Annotated in this window: 8 protein-coding genes and 1 pseudogene; 3 read left to right on the top strand and 6 right to left on the bottom strand. The window is 56.9% G+C overall.

Annotation, left to right across the window (positions count from 1 at the left end; translation table 11 throughout):
- Positions 1–696 precede the first annotated feature (696 nt).
- Complete coding sequence (locus AAFM29_RS09545; protein WP_341712573.1) at positions 697–1,644, bottom strand: hypothetical protein; 948 nt, start codon at positions 1,642–1,644, stop codon at positions 697–699.
- A gap of 66 nt (positions 1,645–1,710) precedes the next feature.
- Between AAFM29_RS09545 and AAFM29_RS09540 the strand changes: the two genes are divergently transcribed.
- Both AAFM29_RS09540 and AAFM29_RS09535 read left to right on the top strand, forming a co-directional pair.
- Positions 1,711–2,088, top strand: coding sequence for a DUF6232 family protein (locus AAFM29_RS09540; protein WP_341712572.1), 378 nt, complete (start codon positions 1,711–1,713; stop codon positions 2,086–2,088).
- A gap of 38 nt (positions 2,089–2,126) precedes the next feature.
- Positions 2,127–3,527 (top strand): AAA family ATPase, encoded by a 1,401-nt coding sequence (locus AAFM29_RS09535; RefSeq protein ID WP_341712571.1) that lies wholly within the window; start codon positions 2,127–2,129, stop codon positions 3,525–3,527.
- Between the two features lie 281 nt (positions 3,528–3,808).
- On the opposite strand, the gene AAFM29_RS09530 is transcribed toward AAFM29_RS09535, so the two are convergent.
- From AAFM29_RS09530 to dcm, 3 genes are read right to left on the bottom strand one after another with little or no spacing between them, the layout of a single operon-like run.
- Positions 3,809–5,128, bottom strand: coding sequence for an MvaI/BcnI family restriction endonuclease (locus AAFM29_RS09530; protein WP_341712570.1), 1,320 nt, complete (start codon positions 5,126–5,128; stop codon positions 3,809–3,811).
- A complete protein-coding gene (locus AAFM29_RS09525; RefSeq protein WP_341712569.1) occupies positions 5,129–5,581 on the bottom strand; it encodes a very short patch repair endonuclease in 453 nt (150 codons plus the stop codon).
- Positions 5,582–5,584: 3 nt separating this feature from the next.
- Entirely contained in the window at positions 5,585–6,805 is a 1,221-nt protein-coding gene (dcm, locus tag AAFM29_RS09520; RefSeq protein WP_341712568.1) for a DNA (cytosine-5-)-methyltransferase, read from the bottom strand.
- Between the two features lie 945 nt (positions 6,806–7,750).
- Here dcm and AAFM29_RS09515 point away from each other — a divergent pair.
- Positions 7,751–8,293: a hypothetical protein gene (locus tag AAFM29_RS09515; protein WP_341712567.1), complete on the top strand. Its 543-nt coding sequence runs from the start codon at positions 7,751–7,753 to the stop codon at positions 8,291–8,293.
- Between the two features lie 83 nt (positions 8,294–8,376).
- Here AAFM29_RS09515 and AAFM29_RS09510 read toward each other — a convergent pair whose 3' ends face one another.
- Positions 8,377–8,724: a hypothetical protein gene (locus tag AAFM29_RS09510; protein WP_341712566.1), complete on the bottom strand. Its 348-nt coding sequence runs from the start codon at positions 8,722–8,724 to the stop codon at positions 8,377–8,379.
- Positions 8,725–8,816: 92 nt separating this feature from the next.
- Positions 8,817–8,999 (bottom strand): annotated as a pseudogene (locus AAFM29_RS09505) (nucleotidyltransferase); the annotation flags it as partial.

The following is an 8,999-nucleotide window of genomic DNA, read 5'->3' as shown; positions in this document are numbered from 1 at the left end:
ACGGTGTACTGGGTCAAGTCCATTCTCAAATGTGCGTCAGTGACGAGAAAATATGCCCAAATGATTTGCCAGGAATTGGTTTGTTTTCAAAGTGGATAGCGAACAATGCGCGGCAAATGAGCGCCCATCCCTTCATGCTGTCAGATGCATTCGAAGGACTGAAATCTTCTTGCTTGTTCCGGGGTGGGGACCAAGTAGCATTCCAAGGTGCTCGATCCTTCGCGTATCTGAGATCGTCGGCTATACCCTAACAATGAATCTACGCAGCGTTGTATTGGGGGCTCGTTGATGAAGGGGAAGTTGAGTATTTTGGTCGCATGTCTCGTGCTGAACGGTTGCGGTGAGCAAGAGAGAGAAGCAACTGCCAATGCAAGCTTTGAGAGGCCCAATTCACTTGGGCGATGGTGCGCCAAGCCGTCGACGGTCGAGCGGACCTGGCAGGTTATCGAAATTGTCGATGGAGCCAACCCAATCGCTCATATCTCTGCTGGAGACGGATCGAGCTTCGACCGCCAACTAGCCAAGTCAGCGGACGGAGAATTTAGCGTTGAGGGCGACACATATGGTGCAAGATATCGGCTCAGTACTGCCGACAGCGATGTAGGATTGTATGACAATCAGGGTCTGATTTACTTCGCGAAGCGCATGGCAACTTCGGACCCGCCAGCAACTTGCCTCGGGTCATGATTGCGGAGCCTAGACCGCTTCATTCACAACTGTCTCGATCAGTTCCTGGCCGTCGAATAGACATCCGATGGTGAATTTTCCTTCGACCCCAAACGCATTCTTTGCGGTGAAGCTGCTCAGCAACCGGCTTCGACCGTTCGGATATGTCAGGTAGGCAACGTCCATGAAGGTCGAAAAATCGACCGTTTGAGGGTTCATTGCTGCGGTTTTAGCAGCTTGTTCGCAAGCGAGCACGGCGTCACCCCTATCAATGTTCCGGATTGCCGCGAAGCTCTTGCTGCTGGTGGCATCGTCACGCTCAAACCAAACGTTAAAGGGACGGTCTTCCGGGCCGTTACAGGTGATGAAATAGACAGGTTTGGAGGCTGTACCTCGGCTACCACTCTTACTCAGCGTTCCGGGATCAATGCTAAGGCAATTGTCGTTCTCGCGGACGATGCGATTGACCGCCGCCACGAGTTGCGGCTTGTAGGCTGACGTGTCGTCATCCCAATAGAAATCAGCCTCTACATAGTTCCGGTTGCCGGTCTCATCAGACTCGATCAAGCGGAGCGAGGAGTTGGGTAGCCAGCCCTCGACGTGACCAAGGCTGGCGGGTTCTTTGACCCTGATTTTCGACCACCTCTCGGTTCGGCAAGTCTCCTGTAGTGTCTCCGTACTATCGACCTGCTGGTAGTATGTCTCCTTCAAGACGGCGGTGGCCTTCTCGTTAACAATGCGCGCACCATCCGGGGCATCCAAGAGATTGGTGTCTTCGCTGACAGCAACAATATCGCCCGTGGCGATACCGCCATTTTCGCAGCCTCCTCCAAAGCCATCCTCGCTCACTTCTGCAAAGATTGCGTCCTCGCTGGCAGAGTTTCCGCCGCCACAGGCGGTCAATGAGATGGTCGAAAGAAGCGCAACGATACCCCGCATTTGATGTTCTCCACTGTGTTCTGAATCAGTATCTTTCAACGGTCTATCTCATTGCCTTGGTAATCGCGCAGTGGCAAACACAGTCGGAATTATTGGGGGCAGACCATGGATTTCTCGATAGACAGGGATTTTGTACGCGTTGGGGACAAGTCGTACGCAATAAACAAGATCAATTCGGTAGAAGTTAGGACGACGACGAAAAAGGGTTCGCGCGCCTATATCGCCTTCTGGATCATCGCAGGATTGTTCGCGCTTGGCCTGCTTGGTGCACTGGCTTCGGGTGACGGTGCTTTCGGCATGTTTGCCTTTGCTGCCATCTGCGGTTTCCTTGGCTGGTTGTCATACCGGAAGAGGGCGGACACAAACACCTATGCGCTTTTGCTCGTGACTTCGAGCGGCGAAGCGACAGCCGTCACTACTACGGACAGGGATCAGATTGCATCCATCCGGAAGGAAATCGAAGGCGCAATTTCAGCCCGTTAATTGCGAATTGATATGACAGGTGAACGAAGGGAAATCGGATGTTCGGAGTTGATCCCAATTCCATCATTGGACAAGCGAACGCAGCTCTCGACGACCTGGTCGCGCGCAACACGGAGATCGTTTATTCCTATCCCGAGCACTTCGACGATGACACTGATTACGAAAAGTCGCTCAAAGACGGGATCCGTAATGTAGCGATCTATGTAGCTGGCTCGGATGGCATTGTGAGTGCCAAGGAAGGTGGCGTTCTCAATGAGATTTTCCTGCTCGATCCGAGCGAAATCGACTTCGCGTTCTACCTGAATTACCAAAAAAACAATCCGAATTTCATCCGGATCATGATGAATGCCTTGTCGAGCACGATCGACATGCACGCGCGCTTCACCAGCATCCACTTTGGCGAGGTTTACAGTGCTGAGCATGATCGGGTGGTCGATGCCGTCACAAAAGTTTGCGACGCCATACTGTCTGCCGACTATGCCGACGAGCGTGAAATAGAACGACTGAGCGAGGTTACTTCTTATCTTCGTGAAAAGGCGGTCAAAGTCGAAGCGGATATAAACGCGACCGCTGCTCAGGATACCCACACAGCGACCCAACCTCGGTCGCAGATCGAGCAGGATGTGGCGACCTTGGACGAGACACTGGCGGGTCTGCATCGGCTTATAGGGCTGGACGACATCAAGCAGGAAGTCGAAACGCTCGCCAATCTCGCGAGGGTTTTCTCGATGAGGAAGGAACAGGGCCTCCCTGTTCCCGAGATGAGCATGCACCTCGTGTTTTCCGGCAACCCCGGGACCGGGAAAACGACGGTCGCAAGACTGGTGTCGAAGATTTACGGACATCTCGGCCTGCTATCGTCTGGTCACCTTGTCGAGGTCGACCGCAGCGGTCTTGTCGGGGGCTATGTTGGTCAGACAGCCACGAAGGTGCGGGACGTCGTCGACAGCGCGGTTGGAGGCGTGCTGTTCATTGACGAGGCTTATGCTCTTTCGGGTCGTGGCGAGAACGATTTCGGGAGCGAAGCGGTCGAGACCTTGCTTAAGCTTATGGAGGATAATCGCGATGATCTTGTGGTCATCGTCGCCGGCTATGAGAACGAGATGAGAGGCTTCCTTCGATCCAATCCAGGGTTGAACTCGCGCTTCTCACGACAGCTCCTTTTCCGCGACTACTCGGCGGATGAACTGGTCGAGATTTTCCGGACGATGGCTGCCAAGGCGCATTATCAACTGTCGCCCGATGCTGAGGCAACACTGGTCCAGGTCGTGAGCGATATTTGGACACACCGTGCCGAAAATTTCGCGAATGCTCGCGAGGTCCGCAATCTGTTTGAGCGTGCGATTTCCGCGCAAGCCAACAGGCTGGCTCGGGTAGGATCGTCCGGGGGAAGCGAACTCCTCTTGCTCACTTTGGATGATCTCGAAGCGGCGAGATAGCTCATGCTGAGGCTTGGGCTTCGTCAACGTACTCGGCCTGGATTCGAAAGACTCGCGGATAGAATGGTGGACGGGACAATCGACAAGCATAGCGCTCCAGATTGTTGAGCTTCTTTTGGGTTTGAACCTCTGAGTCCTGAAGCTCGACCGTTCATTGCCGAAACTCGCTGTCCTTTCACTGAACTTGGCTGCATCAAGCCCAACCACGGCGCGTGCCCGGTACGCCAAACGAGCGGTGACGCGATCATCTGTTGTCCGAACAGGATTTGCGAAGACAGGCGCTAGAGCGCGACGACCTCGTGTCGCTCATACAACCGGGGGAGATCGGCGTGAGCCACGCGGAACTGGCTTCGCCTTTTGATCTCCGGCTTTGCCGAAGACGCCTTTTCTGCCTTGATCGCCGGATCATAGTAGACTGACCCGGCTGCGAAGGCCTTCAGAAAGAGCAGGAAATCGGTCTGCTCGCACAGCAGGACGCTCGGACCGTAACTGTATTGCGCTGGCGGCGTGCGGAACAGCGACGGCACATAGGCGGCCTGTGCGTGCTTGCGGTTCCAGTGCGCCATCATCCCCTTGAAGGACCATGAGGCCGCGATCTCTTCATTGCCATCAACGATGCTGAGCGCACCGTCGAGATCGGTGATCTTGCCTGACTGCGCGTCGTAACCGGACATCACCATACGCAGCCCGGTAAGGTGGTGCAGGCTTTTCAGGCAATCGTATCTGCCACCGAAGTTGATGCGGTCAGCCTTTCCTGACTGGTCCGCATAGCCGAACCGTTTCATGAACCCGGCAACGCCTTCGTCCCGGTATATGCCGCCGGTCGGTTCGGGCGTCATCAGCGTGACCGGCGATTTGGGGGCGAATCGCACGAAGTCACGCACGCCGTATTGCTTGACCTCCCAGCCCATGAAATCGGGCTCTGCATAGCCATTGGGGGTAATGCCGAGTTCGGCCTCCAGCGTATAGCCACCGCCGTTGGGCGCCGAATACGGCTGCTTCGTGCCATCCGCTGCGAGCTTCTGTGAGGCAATCCAGTTGAGCCGCCAGATACGGCGCAATTCGTTGAGCAGGCGGTCCTTTGGGCTGTCTGCCTCACCCGCATGGAGCGGCAGTTCGAGGAAGACCCCGATCATCGGCCACTGATACGCGCGCACTTCAGCAGCGACGGGATGGTCCGCATCGGCGGCATAGCCGAGAACTTCCCCTGCCGCTGTGATGCCAAGAACAAGCAAGCGTCCTTCGTCCCGTACCCGCATGATGTGCGACGGTGCTTCACGGCAGCCTTTGAGAAAGCCGGACATCCTGACTTCGGGATATTTGGGATAGAGGATCAGACCGGCGTCCGGCGCATGGTGCCGTCCGGCCTCGTCGACCCAGAAGAAGTTCACTTTTGCTTTGGCGCGGTCACGCACTGCACCTGCAATCTCTGCATCGTCGCTGTAGATTTCACCGTGCGGGATGATGTTGAGCGCCGAGAAGTCTCCCCCGAGATAGACCTGATTTTTGGAATTGTCGTTGGGAGCGAGATTCTTCGCATAGATGCGGGTCGCACCGTGATGCCGCATGAGATCCAGCAGCTGTGCAAGTGACCCGATCAACTAATTGCCCCTGATAGTAATTGTCTTCTCGGCCGACCTTATCCAGGCGATCAGGCACTGCATAGTGTCCTGAAAATCGCGCTTCCCTTTGCCCTTCAGCGCACATTCCCAGATCACCGCCTGCCGCCAGCCTGCCTTGTCGAGAGCTTCGGCAGTCAGCTGGTCCCGAGCGGCATTTCTGTCGAGTTTATTGCGCCAGAACTCTGTCCGGCTTTCAGGCCAGCGGAACAGATCGCATTTGTGCCGGTGCCAGAAACAACCGTGCACGAAGACAACCGCGCGGTAACGCGGCAGGACGATGTCCGGCTTTCCGGGCAGGGTGCGGACGTTAAGCCGGTAGCGCAGACCCGCCGCGTGCAGCGCCTTGCGGATGATCAGTTCAGGCCTTGTATTGCTCGCCCTGACCGCCGCCATATTACGGCTGCGCGTTGCCGGGTCGTGAACGTCCGTCACATGTCAGGCAGCTTTTTGCTGCCGTGCCGGATACAAAAGCGACTGAATGTGCGGCTGCATGATGTTCGCCACTGCCTCAAAGACCGGCACGGCAACCGAGTTGCCGAACTGTTTGTAGGCCTGGGTGTCGGACACCGGAATCCGGAAATCATCCCCATAGCCCATCAGCCGCGCGCATTCGCGCGGAGTCAGGCGGCGCGGATTTATCCGGCTCCCCTGACTTACAAGAATTTCCGAGCCGTCCTTGTAATATCTGGCCGAGAGGGTCCGCGCGACATCGTCCGGCGTCACCAGCCCGAACCCGAAGCCGTTGCCGGCGGCTTTGTGTTTGGCGGCATAGCCCTGCAGATACTGCCACAGCTTGTCGGTCAGCGTATATTTGCCGTTGACCTTCGCATCCGGTCCCAGCGTGTAGGGTGCTTCTGCCCTTTCGGAGCCATTCTCCGGATGAAGAATGCTAGCGAGCCGCACGCTGCCCTTTTCGGGCAGCTTAAGATCGTCCCAGCTGAACGGCACATCCTCCCGGAAACCGACAATCACGATCCGTTCGCGGTGTTGCGGCACAAAATGCTGCGCATCGATCACCTTGTGCCAGACCGTGTAGCCGAGTTCTTCGGTCAGCGTTTTCAGTATCACCTGGAAGGTGCGACCCTTGTCATGGCCGGTCAGGTTCTTGACGTTCTCGAGCAGGAAGGCCGCAGGACGCTTTGCCCTGATGATCCGGGCAACGTCGAAAAAGAGCGTGCCCTGCGTTTCATCAAGGAATCCATGCTGGCGCCCGAGCGAGTTCTTTTTCGAGACACCCGCGATCGAGAAGGGCTGGCAGGGAAATCCTGCCAGCAGTACATCATGATCCGGAATTTCGTCTGTGGCTATCTGCGTGATGTCGCCATGCGGCGGGTGATTGTCGCGGAAGTTTGCAGCGTAGGTTTCCTGCGCAAACTTGTTCCACTCGGATGTGAACACGCAGTGGCCGCCGATGGCATCGAAGCCTTTGCGGATTCCGCCGATCCCGGCGAACAGATCGATGAAATTGAACCTGGAATCGAGGGGTGCAGGCTCTGTTCCGGCGATCGAGCAAAGCACCCGTACTGCCGCCTCCCTCGGCTTGCCAACTCCTGCTTCCCAGCGCTGCAACTGACGAACGCTGTATCCGGTTAGCTGTGCTGCGTCTTCCAGAGAGAGACCGGCACGGACGCGAAGAGTAGCAAAGTCGTTGAGCATATCACCTCTGGGACAATTTATGACATATTGTCGGAATCAGACCCCGCTGACAAGCATATGTTCTCTATATGTTCAGGCATTCAATGGAGTATCCGGGGACAACTGGCAAGCATTTTAGGGTGTCGCTTCGGGCTGCCCTTGCGGGCGACCCGCTCTGTCCGCTGCGCGGACCGGGCCTGTAGTCCCGTCCCATTCGGGTGACGATCGGGAGCAGGGGGTGATGAGCGGGAGTGGCTGGAGGACGCGCTCCGTCCCGCGCTGCGCGCTCCTTGGGGCGCGGCGTGTTTGAGCTGACCCGCAGGCACTCTTGCCTCTCTCCTTGCCCGGCGGGCGCTGGCGCACTGGCGCGCGCGCAGACCGCCGGGCGGCGTCGCGCCGTGCAAGGGTGCCGTTTCCGAGCGGATCGCAGCTGCGATCCTTGTGCGGGAACGCCAGGGGCTTTGCCCTCTCGTTCCCAAACCGCAAACAGACGCCCCTGTGTGGCGGGCTGCGCCCGCTGGCCCGCGCCAGGGCATCGGTTTGCGGTTTTCCCTCCCCCTCCCATCCTCGCCGGAAGGCAGAGCCGCATGCCGCAGGCAGTGCGGCTTTCAGCCGGAAGGATCAGGGATATGACCGACTTGCTTTTGCTTTATCGGGCTTGCGGATCGGAGACGCGTGACGACTATTTGCGTTCGCTGGCGCATGACAATGGCCTGCCGCTGGCCTGCGTGCGGAGCATTGCCGACCGGCTGGGTGAGCAGGAGGATTTCGGGGCGCTAGTGCTGATTTGCGAAGAACGGTGCGGGCGGGCGCGATCGGCGTGCGCGTCTGTTTCAGGGGGCTGTCGAGGCGGCTGTGAATGTCTGAACAGGGGTGGTTAGCTGCCACTCTGACCCACAGTTCTGATTGGACTGTTTCAGCCAACTTGCAATCTTTCAGGAACCAGTCTGAAACTATGCTCGTTCAATGAACGCAATCCCAGATCAGTCTGCGCTAGCTTCCGTTCCGGTTGACTGGGAAGCAATCTACGCAGAGGTCAACGCATGGCGTGGTGAGTGCATGCACCACTTTTCCGCCGTTGAGCACGCCGTCACTGAAACATTATTGGTTTTGGACGGAGCCAAACCGGACGGCGTTACCATCCGATTGCGCCATCTGATTGGCCAGCGCTTCGAGGATTTGTCGGATGCAATTGGGTTAAATGGGCCGTTTGCAGAGAAAGGCCGGTCCGCTGCCAAATCTCTCGCCCATTATCGCGAGCAGCACGAGGCCTTCCGCACTCAACTCTGCCATGGACATCTTGCGGTTTCAGTCTGTCCAAACGGTCATTGGCTACTGGTTCTACGCACCTTGTCGATCCGGGGGCGTCAAGCGGATACCGGGCTAGTGGTAATCGAACAAACAAATGCGGTGTCCCGTCTTGAGGAACTTAGACGCGATGGTCGGAAGCTGGCAGCAGTCTTAGGGCAAGTGCGCCAAGGGGTCGTTGGGGTGCAAACGACGAAATGACCGCTATGGCGTCGTTAAGTGCCCGTCCGCTCCTGGCACATCGCTACCTCGGTGAAGCAGTCAGGAACGAAGGTGGCAAGCGGTCAATCGCTTACAGAATTTTCCGCGCTATCCAATGAGCTTTCCAGCTTTAGAAACTCAGATGTGTCAGGGTTGCCATCGACAATTGGAAAATCGCAGGTCTGCCACGCGCTATCGACCTGTTCCCCACTGCCATCGACATAACTAAACTCGATGCCAACCTGCCATCGGTCGCCGAGGGGCAGCGAGTCATTCTGACCCCTTACGTAGCTTTCAGGATTATCTAGTTTGGCTAGAATTTCCTGCTCGCATCTTTCCACCTCCGAAGGTGGTCCACCTAGCGAGCAAGAGACCATCAATGGTGCTAGTCCAAGTATCAAATACGGCTTCATACCCACGGTCACTATCATGTGAGCGAACGACCGCAATGGGGTCGTAAACCGACAGGCAGGTTTTGGTTCAACCAGGGGCTAAACAGCCGGTCAAAACTGGCTTCAAGCCCCTAAGATTTATCAGGCCTCGCGCGAGCGTCGGCTTTCAACTTTTCGAGCCGCTCCGAACACACTTCGTGCACAACACGGCCGAGCTCCTCGACCTGCGCACCTAGCCACTCGAGCTCTTCCTTCGAGATGCGGTAGTGCTTCGAGTAACGCGCCTTGACGTAGGCTTCCTTGAGCTTCTCGAA

This window comes from Erythrobacter sp., from assembly GCF_038133525.1.
In the GTDB taxonomy this organism is placed as follows: Bacteria; Pseudomonadota; Alphaproteobacteria; order Sphingomonadales; family Sphingomonadaceae; genus Qipengyuania.
This window is presented reverse-complemented; position numbering and strand designations above follow the sequence as displayed.

Excerpts from the sequence above, each read along its gene's own strand:
- AAFM29_RS09540 (WP_341712572.1), top strand. The coding sequence starts at position 1,711 with ATGGATTTCTCGATAGACAGGGATTTTGTACGCGTTGGGGACAAGTCG.
- AAFM29_RS09535 (WP_341712571.1), top strand. The coding sequence starts at position 2,127 with ATGTTCGGAGTTGATCCCAATTCCATCATTGGACAAGCGAACGCAGCT.
- dcm (WP_341712568.1), bottom strand. The coding sequence starts at position 6,805 with ATGCTCAACGACTTTGCTACTCTTCGCGTCCGTGCCGGTCTCTCTCTG.
- AAFM29_RS09515 (WP_341712567.1), top strand. The coding sequence starts at position 7,751 with ATGAACGCAATCCCAGATCAGTCTGCGCTAGCTTCCGTTCCGGTTGAC.
- AAFM29_RS09510 (WP_341712566.1), bottom strand. The coding sequence starts at position 8,724 with ATGATAGTGACCGTGGGTATGAAGCCGTATTTGATACTTGGACTAGCA.